This window comes from Azoarcus sp. Soil_N_20, from assembly GCF_057656155.1.
In genome coordinates this window covers 252,612-269,150 of the sequence record NZ_JBDGKX010000001.1, presented here as the reverse complement: position 1 = coordinate 269,150, position 16,539 = coordinate 252,612, and the positions used below count along the sequence as shown (strand labels likewise).

Sequence of the window (16,539 nt, the reverse complement as noted above, 5' to 3'; positions counted from 1 at the left end):
TGTTCGAGGATGGCAGGGACGATGTTGCTCACATGCTCTCCTCGACGGCGGCGACGACGGCCCCGTCAACCGGCTTGCGCGCGAACTGCAGCGGCGTAAGCGGCGCGTCGGGGGCAACCCCGAGCGCCCGCAGCGACCCCTCTACGATTTTGGCGAACACCGGCGCGGCAACCGCGCCGCCGTAGTGCTGACCCGCCGAGGGTTCGTCGATCATCACGGCCACCACCAGACGCGGATTGGAGACCGGCGCGAAGCCGACGAAGGACGATACATATTTGTTGGCATAGCGCCCGCCTTCGAGCTTGTGCGCGGTTCCGGTCTTGCCCGCGACCCGATAGCCGGGCACCTGCGCCTTCGGTGCGGTCCCGCCGGGGCCGGCAGCCATCTCCAGCATGGCCCGCAACTCGCGCGCGACCTGCGGCGAGAACACCCGGCGCCCGGACGCCGGCGGCGCATCGAGCCGGGTCAGCGACAGGGCCGGCAGATCACCGTCACGGGCGAAGGCGAGATAGGCGCGCGCCATCTGGATCAGACTGACCGAGATACCGTGACCGTATGACATTGTCGCCTGCTCGATCGGACGCCAGCTCTTGGCCGGGCGCAGGCGACCGCCGGCCTCACCGGGGAAACCGAGATTGAGCGGCGAACCGAAGCCGAGCTGATCGAACAGGCGCCACATTTCATCCGGGCTGAACTGCAACGCCATTTTCACGGTACCGACGTTCGACGATTTCTGGATGATCTCGGCGACGGTCAGCACGCCATGACGATGGGCATCACCGATCGACGCATTGCCGATCGTCATGCGCCCGGGGCTGGTATCGATGGTCGAGCTCGCCTTGACCTTGCCACGTTCCAGCGCAAGACCGGCGATGAACGGCTTCATCACCGAACCCGGCTCGAAGGTGTCGGTGAATACCCGATTGCGCAGTTGTGCACCGGTGAGGTTGGCGCGGTTGTTCGGGTTGAAGGTCGGCGCATTGGCCAAGGCCAGCACCTCGCCGGTGCGCACGTCGAGCACCACCACCGCCCCGGCCTTGGCGCGGTGGGCCTGCATCGCCTCGCGCAATGCCGAATAGGCCAGATACTGTACCTTGCCGTCCATCGCCAGCACGACATCCTGCCCGTCACGCGGCGGACGGATGGACTCGACATCTTCCACCACCTGACCCCGACGGTCCTTGATCACCCGCCTCGAGCCCGGCTGTCCGGCGAGCAGTTTCTCGAAGGCGAGCTCGATCCCTTCCTGCCCGCGATCTTCCAGACTGGTGAACCCCAGCACATGCGACATGACCTCGCCGCCCGGATAGAAACGGCGGTACTCGCGCTGCTGATGGATGCCGGGAAGCTTGAGCGCACTGACCCGCTCCGCCACGTCCGGCGAGAGCTGACGCTTCAGATAGACAAAATCACGCCCGCCGGCCAACTTGGCATCGAGCTCGACGGCATCCATTTCGAGCAGCTTGGCCAGGCGGCGGGCGTCACCCGGCTCCAGCCGCGCATCGCCGGGAATCGCCCAGATCGAGCGCACCGGCGTACTCACCGCCAGCATGTCGCCATGACGATCGGTAATCCGGCCACGGGTCGCGGGCACCTCGAGCACGCGGGCATAGCGCGACTCGCCCTTGGCCTGCAGGAACTCGTTGTGGATGCCCTGCAGATAGAGTGCGCGCCCCATCAGCGCAGCCGAGCAGCCGAGCAGCGCCATCAGCACGACACGCGAACGCCATGCAGGCAATTCGCGTCTGAGCAGGGGATTGTGATTGAAGGTTACGGTGCGCTGCTTCTTCATGGCTGCGGCTCCAGCACCACCATTTGTCCCTGGGCAGGTGGCCGCAAGCCGAGTTTGTCGCGGGCCAGTTTTTCGACCCGGCCATGTGCCGCCCAAGTGCTTTGCTCGAGTTGCAATTGCCCCCATTCGACTTCGAGTCCATGCGCACGCGTCTGCTCGCGCTCGAGCGCCGAGAACAGCTTGCGCGCCTGATGCTGGGCGGCAACCACGCCAAGGGCACTGGCCACCGCAAGCGCAACCAGCAGGGCGTCGAGGCGCATCATGTCGAACCCTCTGCGCGCTCGGCGACACGCATGACCGCGCTCCGTGCGCGCGGATTGGCGGCCACCTCTGCACCAGTTGGACGCACCGCCTTGCCGATCAGTTGCAAACGTGGCGAGGGCAGATCCGCGGCGCGGACCGGCAAGCGCGCCGGCAACTGTGGCGGACGCGACTCGTCGCGCATGAAGCGCTTGACGATGCGGTCTTCGAGCGAATGAAAGCTGATCACCACCAGGCGTCCGCCGGCCCGAAGCCGCGACACACACACGGGCAAAACCTGGGTCAGCTCTTCAAGCTCCTGATTGATGAAAATCCGTAGAGCCTGGAAACTGCGCGTCGCCGGGTGCTGCCCCGGCTCGCGTGTGCGGACCGCTTTTTCCACGATCGCGGCAAGTTGTCCAGTGGTAGCGACAACCCCCCCTGTCCGAGCAGCTGCAATCGCCTTTGCAATCGCATAAGCAAACCGTTCTTCTCCATAATCCCTGAGTACCTCCGTGATTTGGCCGACGGATGCATCCGCCAGCCAGGCTGCTACGGTCTGCCCGCGGCTGGTATCCATGCGCATGTCGAGCGGCGCATCGAAACGAAAACTCATGCCGCGCGCGCCATCGTCGAGCTGCGGCGACGACACCCCGAGGTCAAGCAGGACGCCGTCGAGCCGATCGACGCCGAGATGCTCGAGTTCATGCTCGAGTTCGCTGAATGGTGCATGGACCAGGGTCAGGCGCGCATCGTCGATAGCCTCGCCGGCTGTAATCGCTGCCGGATCGCGGTCGAATGCGATCAATCGTCCGTGCGCCCCCAGGCGGGCGAGAATTGCGCGGCTGTGGCCTCCGCGCCCGAAGGTGCCATCCACATAGACGCCGTCCGCACGAAGCGCCAACGCGTCCACTGCTTCCTGCAGCAGCACGGTGATGTGCGGCACGCTTGCGCTCACAGGGCCAGGCTCTCAAAACCTGCAGGCAGGTCGGTACCGACCAGTGCCAGCATCGCCTCCTGCTGCTTCTGCCAGCCGGCATCGGACCACAGCTCGAAATGACTACCCTGCCCCACGAGCCATACCTGCTTCTCCAGCCTTGCGAACTGACGCAAGGAGGGGGCGATCAGTACCCGACCGGCACTGTCGAGCGCTTCATCCTGAGCGAAGCCGACGAGCAGGCGCTTGAGCTGGGCGGCCACCGGATCGAGGCTGGGCGCGCCGAGCACCTTGTCGCGAATCGGAGTCCAGGCGGGAACGGGATAGACGAGCAGACAGCCGTGGGGATGGGCGGTGATGACCACCTGCCCATTGTCGATGGCCAGCGCGTCACGATGCCGAGCAGGGATCGCAAGACGACCCTTTGCATCAAGACTGAGCGCAGCGGCTCCCTGGAACATCGACCCCCCTGATCGGTTCGGGCGAGTATCGAAATGACACTTCACCCCACTTTTCTCCACTTATTCCCACTGTAGAGTAAAGACTATCCTCGGTCAAGCCGATCAAAAGGGGAAACTCTTTGTGACACAATGACTTAAGTCACAGCGGACAAGCGCGAAGAAACCCTGAAAAATCAAGGCAAGTAGCGCAGACTCATGCACATCCGGATGAACTCCGGACGGAGTTGGGGAGCAAGTGGGAGAAAGTGGGAAACATCGGTGCCAAGTGGGGCGAAATGCACCCGATACCCACTTGGGCCGCATTGCGCGGGACCCTCGACTGCGGTGCGAAACATCGGGATTGGGAAGTTCGCCGATAAGCCGGGTTCTGTCGAACGACCCGGCGCAAACCGGATCATCGGGCAGTCATTCCTCTGGGCGACACGTTGCCGTGAAGCTCTAGCAGCCTACCCGGGAGCGACGCGAGCCACGCCATTACTCCCCTATTTGGCCTTGCCCCGGATGGGGTTTGCCGTGCCAGTCCTGTTGCCAGTCCTGCGGTGGGCTCTTACCCACCGGGGCTTGCGCCCCGGCCACCGTCACGCTTGCACGTGACGCCGCACCGTTTCACCCTTGCCTGATCCTTCTTGCGAAAGCCATCGGCGGTCTGCTCTCTGTTGCACTTTCCGTCGTCTCACGACGCCCGGCCGTTAGCCGGCATCCTGCTCTGCGGGGCCCGGACTTTCCTCCACACACCCGAGGGTGCGCAGCGACTGCCTGGCGAACTTCCCGGGCGGATTATACGTCACGCGCCCTCATTCCCCGCCTGCAGCCGAAAATACCGCGACGCCATCCTTCAAATGGAAGCGCCCCACCGCCGGACCCGGTGGCGCATCGCCGGGATGATCCCAGTCCTGCACCCGACACTCTTCGGTACTGGCAAGGTACCAGCGCGCGCCCTGACGCAGGGCCCACAGCCGATCGCCCGCTTCGAACACCTCGAGGTCGGTCATCGCGGTACGTCCGGGATGAAGGCTCACCTTGCGCTGGCAATGCGGCAGGCGCGCCACGACCACGAACTGCTTGACTTCGTCGTCCCAGAACAAGGACTGCTCGCGAATCAGGGTGATCGCATGGTCCTTGCCTTCGACCGAATAGGCGACCGCGCTGTTCTCGCATGCCGCAAGCAGCGGCACCAGACCAGCCAGCACGAGGCAACGCAGCACCGGCGGCGACATCGGAACGGATCTCATCAGGGCAGCAGCTTCCACGCGACCGATTCGCCGGCCCGCAGCGGCACCAGCGGATCCGCGCCGAGGTAATCGTAAGCGTCCGGCACCTGCCAGGTCTCGCGCTGCAGGGTGACTCGATCCGGATTCGGCAATAGCCCGTAGAACGCCGGTCCGTTGAGACTGGCGAAGGCCTCGAGCCGGTCGAGTGCGCCGGCGGCATCGAAGACCTCGGCATAGAGTTCGATCCCGGCATGCGCGGTGTAGCACCCGGCGCAGCCGCATGCGGACTCCTTGGCGCTGCGCGAATGGGGTGCCGAGTCGGTACCGAGAAAGAACCGCGGATTGCCCGAAGTCACGGCGTGGACCAGGGCCTGGCGATGGCTCTCGCGCTTGAGCACCGGCAGGCAGTAATGGTGGGGGCGAATTCCGCCGGCAAAGATGGCATTGCGGTTGAACAGCAAATGATGGGCGGTGACCGTGGCCGCAACGTTTGCACCCGCCGCCCTCACGAACTGCGCGGCCTCGGCGGTGGTGATATGTTCGAACACCACTTTCAGCCCCGGGAATCGTCTCACCACCGGAGACAGCACGCGCTCGATGAACACCTGCTCGCGGTCGAACACATCGACCTCACCCGCGGTCACCTCGCCGTGCACGCACAGCACCATGCCGCACGCTTCCATCCGTTCGAGCACCGGGTACACCTTGTCGATCGAAGTCACCCCGGCATCGGAGTTGGTCGTGGCGCCGGCCGGATACAACTTGGCCGCCACGATGACCCCGCTCGCCTTGGCCCGCTCGATCTCGTCGGGTGCCATGTTGTCGGTGAGGTAGAGCGTCATCAACGGCTCGAAGCGAACTCCGGCCGGGACCGCGGCCAGTATGCGCTCGCGATAGGCCAGCGCCTGTACCGTGGTCGATACCGGCGGTCGCAGGTTGGGCATGATCAGGGCGCGACCGAACCGCCGCGCGGTGTGGGGCACCACCTTCGCCAGCGCCTCGCCATCGCGCACATGCAGGTGCCAGTCGTCGGGGCGAATCAGGGTAATCGTGTGCATCGGCTTGCTCGGTGGTCGTTTGTCCCGATTATAAGCGGGCATCCCGCCCGCGCGCGCGGATCACGCGTCGCCCTTGAGCGCCAGCGCCCGCGCATAGAGGGCATTCCGGGGCGCGCCGGTGATGTCGGCAGCGAGCCGGGCGGCGGTCTTGACCGGCAACTCGGCGAGCAGCAGGCCAAGCACCCGCTCGACATCGACACCGATCGCCTCCGGTTCGGGAGCCCCCTCGACGACCAGCACGAACTCACCCCGCGCGCGATTGCTGTCCGCTGCAAACCAGGCTGTGGTCGCACCCAGCGGCATGCGCGCGATCTCCTCGTGCATCTTGGTCATCTCGCGCGCAACCACGATCTCGCGCGCCGGACCGAACACCGCAAGCATGTCCGCCACGCTCTCGAGCACCCGGTGCGGTGCCTCGTAGAACACCAGTGCGTCACGCTCACCTGCCAGCGCGGTGAGCGCCGCGCGTCGGGCGCCGGTCTTGGGCGACAGGAAACCGACGAAACGGAAACCGCCTTCGGCGAAGCCGGACACCGACAGCGCCGCCACCGCCGCACAGGCGCCGGGCAACGGCACCACCGGATAGCCCGCCAGCCGGACCCTGGCCACCGCTTTCGCCCCCGGATCGGATACCGCGGGGGTGCCGGCGTCACTGATCAGCGCCACATGCTTCCCGGCTGCGAGCCACTCCACCAGTTGCTCCGTCGCCCGCTGCTCGTTGTGCTGGTGCAGTGCGACCAGCCGGGTGCGAATGCCATACGCATCGAGCAGACGCTGGCTGTGCCGAGTATCCTCGGCCGCGATCACATCGACCACGCGCAGCAGGTCCTTCGCACGCAAGGAGATGTCGCGCAGATTTCCCAGCGGGGTCGCCACCACATACAATGACGCCGTCCTCGAGAGCGGTGAAGCGGAAGGGTCGGTCATGAAAAGGTCAAAAGTGGAGGCCGGGACAGCGATTGTCGGCGCGCAGGCCACCCCGGCGCAAGCTCGGGGACGCATTGCCGAGGATCTCGCCGTCGATCACCTCGCCCGCCACGGGATGCGCATCCTCGCGCGCAACGTGCACTGCCGCGGCGGTGAGGTCGACATCGTGTGCCTCGAACGCGACACGGTCATTTTCGTCGAGGTCCGCCTCCGCCGCAGCCAGCGCTTCGGCGGCGCTGCGGCCAGCATCACGGCAGAAAAACGGCGTCGGGTCATACTCGCCGCGCAATGGTGGCTGGCCGGCAGCGGGCGGCGCTATGCGGCACATCCCTGCCGCTTCGATGCAATCCTGTTCGACACTCCGAACCCGGAGCACCTCGACTGGATCAGGGCCGCCTTCGACGCCGGGTGAAGCTCCGCCGGCCGGCACGCCCTGGCGATACCGCCCGCAGGCCGATTCGACGGCCCCTGCGCCTGCACGAAGACAGAGCGAACCTGCATGCTAGACTTCAGCTCCTCATGCATGACAGCCCGATCGAGACATGGACCTGATTGACCGAATATCACGCCAGTTCGAAGACAGCGCGCAAACCAAGCTCGCGTCGATCGAATGGATGGCGGCACCGATCGCGCAAGCGGTCGAAGCCATGACCGGCAGCCTGATCAACAACGGCAAGATTCTCGCCTGCGGCAACGGTGGCTCGGCCGCGGACGCCCAGCACTTTGCCGCCGAACTGGTCAACCGGTTCGAGATGGAACGCCCGCCGCTGGCCGCCGTCGCCCTCACCACCGACAGCTCGATCCTGACCTCGATCGGCAACGACTACGACTTCGTGCAGATCTTCTCCAAGCAGGTTCGCGCCCTCGGGCAACCGGGCGACATCCTGCTGGCGATCTCGACCAGCGGCAATTCGCCCAACGTGATCGAGGCCATCGCCGCCGCGCGCGAACGCGAGATGCGCGTCATTGCCCTGACCGGCAAGGGCGGCGGCAAGATCGCGGAACTGCTCGGCCCGGAAGACATCCATCTGTGCGTGCCGGCCGACCGCACGGCACGCATCCAGGAAGTTCACCTGCTCGTCCTGCACTGCCTGTGCGACGGCATCGATTGTCTGTTATTAGGAGTGGAAGACTGATGAACACACCGCACACCAAGCGCCGTCGCATGCTGGTTCTCGGCCTGCTCGCGGCCGGCACCGTGCCGCTGCTGCAAGGCTGCTTCCCGGTGGTCGCCACCGGGGTCGGCGCCGGCGCGATGATGATCTCCGACCGCCGCAGCTCGGGCACCTATGTCGAGGACGAGGCCATCGAGTGGAAGGGGTCCAACCGACTGAGCGAGCATTTCGGCACACTCAACCACATCAACGTCACTTCGTACAACCGCAACGTCCTGCTCACCGGCGAAGTCCAGAACGATACCGTGCGTGCCGAAGCGGAGCGCCTGCTGGCCGGCGTCGAGAATGTGCGCGGCATCATCAACGAGCTTGCCGTCGGCCCCGCCTCGGCAATGACGGCGCGCGCCAACGACGGGCTGATCACATCCAATATCAAGGCACGTTTCGTCGATGGACAGAGCTTCGCCGCCAATCACGTCAAAGTGGTGACCGAAGCCAACGTGGTCTTCCTGATGGGCCTGGTGACCCGTGCCGAGGCCGATGCCGCGAGCGAGATTGCACGCACCAGTCAGGGCGTACGCAAGGTCGTCCGCGTGTTCGAGTACATCAGTGAAGAGGACGCACGGCGGATGGACGCACGGATCGGCAGCAACTCGAGCAGCCGATAATCCCGTCGCCGCGGGGCCGGGCCCCGCGCCGCAGCTCAGCCGTCCGCAAGCGCGTCGAGCAGCTTCTGATGCACGCCGCCGAAGCTGCCATTGCTCATCACCAGCACATGGTCACCCGGCTGCGCCTGCGTCGCCACCTCGGCCACCAGCGCGGCCAGGTCGTCATGACAGGCAGCCCGTGCGCCCAGCGGTGCGAGTGCACCGTCCACATCCCAGCCCAAGCCGCGGGTATAACAGTACACCCGGTCGGCGATGGCCAGGCTTGCCGGCAACTGCGCCTTCATCACGCCGAGTTTCATCGTATTCGAACGCGGCTCGAGCACCGCAAGAATCCGGCCTTCAGGCTCGCGCCTGCGCAACCCCTCGACCGTCAGTGCGATCGCGGTCGGGTGATGGGCGAAATCGTCATACACCGTCACTCCGCGCACGACCCCCCGCACCTCCAGACGACGCTTGATACCGGCAAAACGCGTCAGACTGGCGATCGCCTGCGCCGGCGTGACCCCGACGTGCCGTGCCGCCGCGATCGCCGCCAGCACGTTCGCGCGATTGTGCTGTCCGGCCAGCGGCAATTCGACCCTTCCGAGTTCGCGACCGTCAAGCGCGAACACCGCTTCCGCGTCGGACACCCCCACGCTCACCGACCAGCCCGACGCCGCATTGAACCACTCGAGCTCCGACCAGCAGCCGCGCTCGATCACCCGCTCGAGGGCCGGTTCGGCAGCATTGGCGATAATTCGCCCAGTGCGCGGCAAAATCCGCACCAGATGGTGAAATTGAGTTTCGATCGCCTCCAGATCGGCGAAGATGTCGGCGTGATCGAACTCGAGATTGTTCAGGATCAGGGTCCGCGGACGGTAATGCACGAACTTGGACCGCTTGTCGCAGAATGCGGTGTCGTATTCGTCCGCCTCGATGACGAAGAACGGGGAGTCGGTGAGCCGCGCCGACAGACCGAAGTTTTGCGGCACGCCGCCCACCAGGAAGCCGGGATTGAGCCCAGCGTCCTCGAGGATCCAGGCCAGCAGCGATGTGGTGGTGGTCTTGCCGTGGGTTCCGGCCACACCCAGCACCCAACGCCCGGCCAGCACATGCTCGGCCAGCCACTGCGGCCCCGACACATAAGCCAGGCCGCGATCGAGGATCTCTTCGAGCAAGGGGTTGCCGCGCGAGATCGCGTTGCCGATCACGAACACGTCGGGCGCCAGCGCGACCTGGCCCGGATCGAACCCCTCGGTAAGCACGATACCCTGCTCCTCGAGCTGGGTGCTCATCGGCGGATAGACGTTCGCATCGCACCCGGTCACGACATGGCCGGCGGCGCGCGCGAGCAGCGCAACCCCGCCCATGAAGGTGCCGCAGATGCCGAGGATATGGATATGCATGAAGGCTCCGGAAGACCACGAACCGGATGAAACCTGCCCGTGTAGAATGGCCGGCATTCTACCTGATGGCACAGAAGCCACCGCATCCATGCCGACTCACGCAAACAACCCGAGAAGCGGAACGCTGCGCCGGGAAATTGCCGCGCTGGCTGCCCGCATGATGGCCGAGGACGGCATCAGCGACTTCGGCTTTGCCAAGCGCAAGGCGGCAAGGCAACTCGGCGCCAGCGACTCCGAATCCCTGCCGACCAATGCCGAGATCGAAGCGGAACTGCGCGCATGGCAGGCGCTCTATCAGGATGATGAACAGGCCGAGCGTCTGCTCGAGATGCGTTCGGCCGCGGTCGAAATCATGCGCCTGCTGGCCGAATTCCGCCCCTACCTCACCGGGGGCGCGCTCGACGGCACGGCTGGTCGTTACTCGGAACTCGAGATCGAGCTCTACCCGGAAAGCACCAAGGAGGTCGAAATCTTCTTTCTCAACGAAGACCTCGCCTATGAGCACCGCGAACCGCGCAAGCCGGCACCGGGCGCTCCCGAGGCAGTACTCAGTCTCGACTGGGACGAAGTCCCGGTACGCCTGTCGATCTATCCTTCCGGCGCCGAACGCAGCGGCCGCCGGCCCCATCAGGAACGCGCCCGACTGGCCCAGGTCGAGGCGCTCCTGAGGCACGCCGCGGCGACCGAGTAAGTCGATGAACCGATATGTTCAGTACGCCCTGATTGCGGTCGTGGCCGGCATCGCCGCCGCCGCCGGTTTCGCGATCAACCGCAGCGCCACCCGCGCCCCGGTCGACACGGCCGCATCCGCCAGTGCCGCCACAGCCCTGTTTGCGCTCGAGCTGCCCGACACCGCGGGAAACATGCAGGCCATCGGGCAGTGGCGCGGCAAGGTCCTCGTGGCCAATTTCTGGGCGACCTGGTGCCCGCCGTGCCGCAAGGAAATCCCCGACTTTGCCGCGGCCAGCCGCAGTTTTGCCGGCGCCCCGGTGCAGTTTGTGGGTCTGAGCATCGACTCGGCGGAAAAGGTGAAGGCGTTCCAGGCCGAGTTTGAGGTACCTTACCCGCTGCTGATCGGCACCCCGCAGGTGCTTGGCCTCGCCGCCGGTTTCGGCAACGCCGCACAAGGGCTCCCGTTCACGGTCATCATCGACCGTGAAGGCGTTGTTCGCCATATCAAGCTCGGCACCTTGAAACAGGACGAACTCGAGGGCAAAATCCGCGCACTGCTCGCCGGGCAGAGCTGACCGATCGCAGGCCGGACTGGACAAGTTGTCGCCAATTGCGGCAAACTTGCTGCCATGACGCGCTCAAAACGCAGCCAAAAATCCGAAACGCCTCCCCCACCGCAGCCCCGGATCCTGGCCCTCCACGGCCCGAATCTCAATCTGCTGGGTAGCCGGGAACCCGAAATCTACGGCCGGACCACACTCGCCGACATCCATGCAGCCATGGAGTCGCGCGCACGTGCCGAGGGCGTGTTGCTCGAGTCCTTCCAGAGCAATCACGAAGGCCAGCTGATCGATCGGGTCCAGGCGGCGGCCGTCGAAGGCATTGCCTTCATCATCATCAACCCGGCTGCCTACACCCACACCAGCGTTGCCCTGCGTGACGCACTGGCCGCAGTGCAGATTCCCTTTGTGGAAGTGCACCTGTCCAATGTGCATGCCCGCGAACCGTTCCGTCAGCACTCTTATTTCTCGGATCTCGCCGTCGGCGTGGTCTGCGGCCTTGGCGCCCACGGCTACCTCGCCGCACTCGAATTCGCACTGACCCGCCTGCGGGAACACAACAACTAGCCATCACGACGGCGACCGCCCGCGGCGGCGTCGTTTTGTCCGGAGAACAGCATGGATCTGCGCAAGCTCAAGAAACTGATCGACCTCGTCCAGGAATCGGGGATTTCCGAACTCGAAGTGACCGAGGGCGAAGAGAAAGTCCGTATCGCCAAACATCCCGCTGCGACCACCCAGCTTGCCTACATGCAACATGCTCCCCAGCCTGCTGCAGCGGCGCCTGCCGCCATTGCCGTTGCCGCCGAACCGGCTGCCGATGCGCTACCGGAAGGACATGTGGTCAAGTCGCCGATGGTCGGCACCTTCTATCGCGCATCCGCCCCCGGTGCCAAACCGCTGGTCGAAGTCGGTCAGAGCATCAGCGAAGGCGAGCGCCTGTGCATCATCGAGGCGATGAAGCTGATGAACGAGATCGAATCCGACGCCACCGGCACGGTCAAGGCCGTTCTGGTCGAGAACGGCCAACCGGTCGAATACGGCCAGCCGCTCTTCATCATCGGCTGATCGCGATGTTCGAGAAGATCCTGATCGCCAACCGCGGCGAAATCGCGCTCCGCGTGTTACGCGCCTGCCGCGAGCTCGGCGTCAAGACGGTTGCCGTGCACTCCGAGGCCGACACCGAGGCCAAGTACGTCAAACTTGCCGACGAATCGGTGTGCATCGGGCCCGCATCGTCGAGCCTGAGCTATCTGAACGTTCCGGCCATCATCTCCGCGGCGGAAGTCACCGACTCCGAGGCCATACATCCTGGCTACGGCTTCCTGTCCGAGAATGCCGACTTCGCAGAGCGGGTCGAGCAGTCCGGTTTCGTCTTCATCGGCCCGCGCTCGGACACCATCCGCCTGATGGGCGACAAGGTATCGGCCAAGGATGCGATGAAGGCTGCCGGCGTGCCTTGCGTGCCGGGCTCCGAAGGCTCGTTGCCGGAAGACCCCAAGGAAATCGTCAAGATTGCCCGCGCGGTCGGCTATCCGGTGATCATCAAGGCCGCCGGCGGCGGCGGCGGTCGCGGCATGCGCGTGGTCCATACCGAAGCGGCGCTGCTCAACGCCGTTACCACGACCCGCGCCGAGGCCCAGGCGGCCTTCAGCAATCCGGTGGTCTACATGGAGAAGTTCCTCGAGAACCCGCGCCATGTGGAAATCCAGATCATGGCCGACCAGCATGGCAACGCGGTCTATCTCGGCGAGCGCGACTGCTCGATGCAGCGTCGTCACCAGAAGGTCATCGAAGAGGCACCGGCACCGGGAATCGATCGCAAGCTGATCGCCAAGATCGGCGAACGCTGCGCCGAAGCCTGCCGCAAGATCGGCTACCGCGGCGCGGGCACCTTCGAGTTCCTGTACGAGAACGGCGAGTTCTTTTTCATCGAGATGAACACCCGCGTCCAGGTCGAACATCCGGTCACCGAGATGATCACCGGCGTGGACATCGTGCAGGCGCAGATCCGGGTCGCAGCCGGCGAAAAGCTCTGGTTCCGCCAGCGTGACATCGAGTTCCGCGGCCACTCGATCGAGTGCCGGATCAATGCCGAGGATCCGTTCAAGTTCACCCCGTCGCCGGGCAAGATCACCAACTGGCACACGCCGGGCGGTCCCGGCATCCGGGTCGATTCGCACGTCTACAATGGTTACACGGTGCCGTCGCACTACGACTCGATGATCGGCAAGCTGATCGCCTTCGGCGACACCCGCGAACAGGCCATCCGCCGGATGCGCATCGCGCTGTCGGAAATGGCGGTGGGCGGAATCAAGACCAACATCGCGCTGCACCAGGAACTGATGCTCGACGCCCGCTTCATCGAGGGCGGCACCAGCATCCACTACCTCGAACACAAGCTCGCGGAACGCGGCGAACTCAAGATCGTCTGAGAAGCCTCCAATGTGGATTTCGGTCACCCTGCAGGCAGACGCAGACAAGGCGGAAGCGCTGTCCGACGCCCTGATGGCGGCCGGCGCGCTGTCGGTTTCGATCGAGGATGCGGATGCCGGCACCGAGGCCGAGACCCCGCAGTTCGGCGAACCGGGTCATCTGCCGACCAGCCTGTGGGATCACAGCCGGGTCATTGCCTTGTTCGATCGCGATGCCGCATTCCAGGCGGCGCTGGCCGAGGCCGCCGCCGCCGCCGGCTTCGACGCGGTTCCGCCGTACTCCACCGCGGAGGTGGCCGAGCAGAACTGGGTGCAGCTCACCCAGAGCCAGTTCGACCCGATCCGCGTCACCGACCGGCTGTGGATCGTGCCGTCGTGGCATGAGGCGCCGGATGCCGGTGCGATCAACATCGAACTCGATCCCGGCATGGCGTTCGGCACCGGCTCGCATCCCACCACCCGCTTGTGCCTCGAGTGGCTGTGCGCGACCGTCAAGGCGGGACAGTCGGTGCTCGACTACGGTTGCGGCTCGGGAATTCTCGGCATCGCGGCCGCCCGCCTCGGCGCCGGCGACGTGCTCGGCGTCGACATCGACGACAAGGCGGTGGACGCGGCGCGCGACAACGCCCAGCGCAACGCCGTCCGCATGCGGCTGCAGCATTCGGGGGTGCCGCTTGCCGAAACCTTCGACATCGTCGTCGCCAACATCCTGACCAATCCGCTGTGCGTGCTGGCCCCTGCCATTGCCGCGCGCGTCGCCGATGGCGGCCGGATCGCGCTGTCGGGCGTACTCGAACAACAGTCCGCACAGGTGATCGAAGCCTGGGCACCATGGATTGCACTCCGGGTCGGTGCCACGCTGGACGGCTGGGTCAGGCTGGAAGGCCGGCGCTAGGCTGCCGATCATGATGCTGACTCGCTGCCCCGCGTGCCAGACCGTGTTCCGGCTGCGTGCGGAGCAACTGCGCGCCCGTCACGGCGAGGTGCGCTGTGGGCACTGCTTCAACCCGTTCAACGCCCTCGATCACCTCATTGCGGACGAGTCCCCAGCCGTCCCCGCCCTCACCCCGGCCTCGCCCTCCACCGCCACGCCTCCTCCCGTTCCGGCGAGCGTGGCACCGGCGACGACCGACCCCGTGCCCGCAGCAGCATTGTCGGCTCAGGCATGGACGCCGACCGACGCGCACGATCCGCGCATCGCCCCCCCCGCAATCGACGCCGCCCCGCCGGCCCCGCCCCCGGTGGCGCCACCGGTCGCGCCACCGAGCGAACAGCCAGGACTGCTGAGCGAACTCGATTTCGACATTCCCGATGACATCATGGACCGGTCCGGCCAGCAGCTCGCAGGCCGCACCGCAGCAAGCCCGACCTCGCACGCCGAGCGCCGCGAGCCGTCACTCGACGAGATCGATTTCACCACCTTCTTCGAGCCCGATATCAACGCCCTGCAGCCCGAAGCGGAGGCGGCGCCCGAGCGCCCGCGATCCGGCTCAGGCCTGGCCGCCTTTCCGCTGCTCGAGCCGCTTGCAGACGACACCCCGGCAACCGGCGCAGTGATGCCCGGAACGCCGGACCGCACCGCCCCCGAAGCCCCGTCATGGCTTGACGATGATCCCGAGCGCCGCGGGGGCGCTGTGTTTCCCGAAGTGATCCGGGCAGAGCGCAGGGGCACGCCGGATGCAGGCCCTGAATCGCAGTCGGGCGGAACTGAGCCTTACCTGGCGGCACCCGATCGCGAGGCGGCGCGGCCCGCACCGGGCCTGCACGGCGCGGACAACGAGGTCGACACCGACTTCGAAATGGACCTGGCCCCGATCACAGCGCCTGAAGTGGATACCGAATACCTCGATGCCACCTATGGCAAGCTCCCGCAGGCGAGCGCATTGAAACGCACCCTGCAGGGACTCGCGCTCGGCGTGCTGGCGGGCACTCTGGCAATGCAGGCGACCTATCTGTTCCGTCAGGATATCGCCCGCACCCTGCCCGGTCTGCGCCCGCTCCTGGTGTCCGCCTGCGCGCGTCTCGGTTGCGACCTGCCCCTGCCCCGTGAAGCCGCCCTGATTGCGATCGAGACCTCCGACCTGCAGTCCGAACCCGGTCGCAGCAATCGCTTCATCCTCCACGCCACCGTCCGCAATCGTGCCGATTTCCTGCAGGCCTGGCCCCATCTCGAACTCACCCTGACCGACGGCGCGGATACCCCGATCGCACGTCGGGTGCTTGCTCCGGCAGAATGGGTAGCTGCCGGCCGTCTCGATGCCGGGTTCGCTGCGCGCGGCGACGCCGTCGTCCGCCAGGTGTTCGAGGTCACCGACCTGGCACCGACCGGTTACCGGGTCTATGTGTTTTATCCCTGACCCTGTGCCCGGCGCGCCATGGCGTCACGGCGAAGTCACGCCGCCATGCAATACTGCGCGGGCCATTCCCTGTCTTCCGAAGCGAGATCATGAACGCCCCTGACAACACGCCGCACACCGAGAGCCCGTTCAAGGGCAGGACCGGTCTGGCCAGAATATGGAACGCCCTGCGCTACTCGCTGGAGGGCCTGCGTGCGGCATTTCGCCACGAAGACGCGTTTCGCCAGGAGTGCCTGCTGGCGGCGATCCTGATTCCCGCGGCGTTCTTCGTGCCGACCGACGGTGCCGGCAAGGCCCTGCTGATCGCCAGCACCTTGCTGGTCCTGGTGGTGGAACTGCTCAACTCGGCCATCGAGGCCACCGTCGACCGGGTGTCGCTCGAGCGCCACCTGCTCGCCAAACGGGCGAAGGACATCGGCAGCGCCGCGGTGCTGATCTCGCTGATCAATCTCGCCCTGGTATGGGCGCTGGTGGTGTTGGGCTGAGTCAGCGCGTCACCCGGGTGGTCCCGCCATCGCGCAGCACCCGCACCCGCTCACCAGGCATGAACTGCTCACCCTCGTCGGCCTGCACCACCGCAAGATACTGTCCGTTCTCGAGCTGTACGGTCACCTCGACGCCCTGGGTGCGGGTGACGCCTTCTTCGATCGCCGAACCGGCCAGCCCGCCTGCCACGGCCGCCGCAAGTGCTCCGCACAGCGCGCGACCGTCGATTCGACGC

At 65.8% G+C, this 16,539-nt stretch carries 19 protein-coding genes, 1 other RNA gene and 1 pseudogene; 11 read left to right on the top strand and 10 right to left on the bottom strand.

Annotation, left to right across the window (positions count from 1 at the left end; all coding sequences use genetic code 11):
• Positions 1–28: 28 nt before the first annotated feature.
• From AC3A35_RS01305 to rsmI, 8 genes are all read right to left on the bottom strand, one after another.
• Positions 29–1,792 (bottom strand): peptidoglycan D,D-transpeptidase FtsI family protein, encoded by a 1,764-nt coding sequence (locus tag AC3A35_RS01305; protein WP_487434004.1) that lies wholly within the window; start codon positions 1,790–1,792, stop codon positions 29–31.
• Positions 1,789–2,055, bottom strand: coding sequence for a cell division protein FtsL (ftsL, locus tag AC3A35_RS01300; protein WP_487434003.1), 267 nt, complete (start codon positions 2,053–2,055; stop codon positions 1,789–1,791). Before ftsL ends, AC3A35_RS01305 begins: the two co-directional genes overlap by 4 nt.
• Positions 2,052–2,990 (bottom strand): 16S rRNA (cytosine(1402)-N(4))-methyltransferase RsmH, encoded by a 939-nt coding sequence (gene rsmH, locus AC3A35_RS01295; RefSeq protein WP_487434001.1) that lies wholly within the window; start codon positions 2,988–2,990, stop codon positions 2,052–2,054. Before rsmH ends, ftsL begins: the two co-directional genes overlap by 4 nt.
• Positions 2,987–3,430, bottom strand: a complete 444-nt coding sequence (gene mraZ, locus AC3A35_RS01290; RefSeq protein ID WP_487434000.1) for a division/cell wall cluster transcriptional repressor MraZ — start codon at positions 3,428–3,430, stop codon at positions 2,987–2,989. Before mraZ ends, rsmH begins: the two co-directional genes overlap by 4 nt.
• Before the next feature lie 340 nt (positions 3,431–3,770).
• Positions 3,771–4,198, bottom strand: an RNA gene (gene rnpB, locus AC3A35_RS01285) — RNase P RNA component class A.
• A gap of 26 nt (positions 4,199–4,224) precedes the next feature.
• Positions 4,225–4,662 carry a hypothetical protein gene (locus AC3A35_RS01280; RefSeq protein ID WP_487433999.1) on the bottom strand — a complete coding sequence of 146 codons (438 nt, stop codon included), beginning with the start codon at positions 4,660–4,662 and terminating at the stop codon, positions 4,225–4,227.
• Positions 4,662–5,699 (bottom strand): dihydroorotase, encoded by a 1,038-nt coding sequence (gene pyrC, locus AC3A35_RS01275; protein ID WP_487433998.1) that lies wholly within the window; start codon positions 5,697–5,699, stop codon positions 4,662–4,664. Before pyrC ends, AC3A35_RS01280 begins: the two co-directional genes overlap by 1 nt.
• 60 nt (positions 5,700–5,759) lie before the next feature.
• A complete protein-coding gene (gene rsmI / locus AC3A35_RS01270; RefSeq protein WP_487433997.1) occupies positions 5,760–6,626 on the bottom strand; it encodes a 16S rRNA (cytidine(1402)-2'-O)-methyltransferase in 867 nt (288 codons plus the stop codon).
• Between rsmI and AC3A35_RS01265 the strand changes: the two genes are divergently transcribed.
• From AC3A35_RS01265 to AC3A35_RS01255, 3 genes are all read left to right on the top strand, one after another.
• On the top strand, positions 6,625–7,038 hold the full coding sequence (locus tag AC3A35_RS01265; RefSeq protein WP_487433996.1) for a YraN family protein: 414 nt from the start codon (positions 6,625–6,627) through the stop codon (positions 7,036–7,038). The two genes, rsmI and AC3A35_RS01265, sit on opposite strands and share 2 nt — an antisense overlap.
• Positions 7,039–7,168: 130 nt before the next feature.
• Entirely contained in the window at positions 7,169–7,762 is a 594-nt protein-coding gene (locus AC3A35_RS01260) for a phosphoheptose isomerase (protein WP_487433995.1), read from the top strand.
• The gene (locus tag AC3A35_RS01255; protein ID WP_487433994.1) at positions 7,762–8,409 is read left to right on the top strand and encodes a BON domain-containing protein; all 648 of its coding nucleotides are present in this window, start codon (positions 7,762–7,764) and stop codon (positions 8,407–8,409) included. Before AC3A35_RS01260 ends, AC3A35_RS01255 begins: the two co-directional genes overlap by 1 nt.
• Before the next feature lie 35 nt (positions 8,410–8,444).
• Here the strand turns inward: AC3A35_RS01255 and mpl are convergent, their stop codons facing one another.
• Entirely contained in the window at positions 8,445–9,794 is a 1,350-nt protein-coding gene (gene mpl / locus AC3A35_RS01250) for a UDP-N-acetylmuramate:L-alanyl-gamma-D-glutamyl-meso-diaminopimelate ligase (RefSeq protein WP_487433992.1), read from the bottom strand.
• An 88-nt stretch (positions 9,795–9,882) separates the two neighbouring features.
• Between mpl and AC3A35_RS01245 the strand changes: the two genes are divergently transcribed.
• The 8 genes from AC3A35_RS01245 to AC3A35_RS01210 all read left to right on the top strand — a co-directional run bounded on the left by AC3A35_RS01245 (position 9,883) and on the right by AC3A35_RS01210 (position 16,303).
• The gene (locus AC3A35_RS01245) at positions 9,883–10,485 is read left to right on the top strand and encodes a hypothetical protein (RefSeq protein WP_487433991.1); all 603 of its coding nucleotides are present in this window, start codon (positions 9,883–9,885) and stop codon (positions 10,483–10,485) included.
• 4 nt (positions 10,486–10,489) lie between these two features.
• On the top strand, positions 10,490–11,041 hold the full coding sequence (locus AC3A35_RS01240; RefSeq protein ID WP_487433990.1) for a TlpA family protein disulfide reductase: 552 nt from the start codon (positions 10,490–10,492) through the stop codon (positions 11,039–11,041).
• A 54-nt stretch (positions 11,042–11,095) separates the two neighbouring features.
• Positions 11,096–11,593 (top strand): type II 3-dehydroquinate dehydratase, encoded by a 498-nt coding sequence (aroQ, locus tag AC3A35_RS01235; protein WP_487433989.1) that lies wholly within the window; start codon positions 11,096–11,098, stop codon positions 11,591–11,593.
• Between the two features lie 51 nt (positions 11,594–11,644).
• Positions 11,645–12,094: an acetyl-CoA carboxylase biotin carboxyl carrier protein gene (gene accB, locus AC3A35_RS01230; RefSeq protein ID WP_487433988.1), complete on the top strand. Its 450-nt coding sequence runs from the start codon at positions 11,645–11,647 to the stop codon at positions 12,092–12,094.
• Between the two features lie 5 nt (positions 12,095–12,099).
• A complete protein-coding gene (accC, locus tag AC3A35_RS01225; RefSeq protein WP_487433987.1) occupies positions 12,100–13,461 on the top strand; it encodes an acetyl-CoA carboxylase biotin carboxylase subunit in 1,362 nt (453 codons plus the stop codon).
• A gap of 10 nt (positions 13,462–13,471) precedes the next feature.
• Complete coding sequence (gene prmA / locus AC3A35_RS01220; RefSeq protein WP_487433986.1) at positions 13,472–14,356, top strand: 50S ribosomal protein L11 methyltransferase; 885 nt, start codon at positions 13,472–13,474, stop codon at positions 14,354–14,356.
• A 10-nt stretch (positions 14,357–14,366) separates the two neighbouring features.
• Positions 14,367–15,818 carry a DUF3426 domain-containing protein gene (locus AC3A35_RS01215; RefSeq protein WP_487433985.1) on the top strand — a complete coding sequence of 484 codons (1,452 nt, stop codon included), beginning with the start codon at positions 14,367–14,369 and terminating at the stop codon, positions 15,816–15,818.
• An 89-nt stretch (positions 15,819–15,907) separates the two neighbouring features.
• Positions 15,908–16,303 (top strand): diacylglycerol kinase, encoded by a 396-nt coding sequence (locus tag AC3A35_RS01210; protein ID WP_487433984.1) that lies wholly within the window; start codon positions 15,908–15,910, stop codon positions 16,301–16,303.
• Between the two features lies 1 nt (position 16,304).
• On the opposite strand, the pseudogene AC3A35_RS01205 reads toward AC3A35_RS01210, so the two are convergent.
• Positions 16,305–16,496: pseudogene (locus tag AC3A35_RS01205) on the bottom strand (outer membrane lipoprotein); the annotation flags it as partial.
• Positions 16,497–16,539: the final 43 nt, after the last annotated feature.